This window comes from Streptococcus suis, assembly GCF_002960445.1.
Lineage (GTDB): Bacteria > Bacillota > Bacilli > Lactobacillales > Streptococcaceae > Streptococcus > Streptococcus hyiners.
In genome coordinates this window covers 1-308 of record NZ_POJD01000315.1, presented here as the reverse complement: position 1 = coordinate 308, position 308 = coordinate 1, and the positions used below count along the sequence as shown (strand labels likewise).

1 protein-coding gene is annotated in these 308 nt (G+C 35.4%); it reads right to left on the bottom strand.

Annotated features, from left to right (window positions below; all coding sequences use genetic code 11):
* A partial coding sequence (locus C1G53_RS11010; RefSeq protein WP_153046718.1) for a YSIRK-type signal peptide-containing protein occupies positions 1–182 on the bottom strand: 182 nt, incomplete at its 3' end.
* Positions 183–308: the final 126 nt, after the last annotated feature.

Below are 308 nucleotides of genomic sequence, written 5' to 3'. Positions count from 1 at the left end.
TCTGAGGCTGATTCGCTGACGATTACGTCAGGAACAGTTGCTTCCACCTTAGTCTCTACAAGGCTTGTCAATTCATCTGCAGCTACCGATGGTGCACCTGCAAACAAAAAAACTGCACCCAAAAGAACAGACACAGTTCCAATTTTATACTTCCGAAGTGAGAAAGTTTCTTTCTTTTTCATAACTTTTCCTCCTAGTTTTTCTCCTTTATTATTGGCAAAGCCAATAAATATATTAAAACATAAAATTATCAGCATTGCAAGTATATTCTGAAAATTCAGTTATTTATTCAAACTATAAAGATCGGA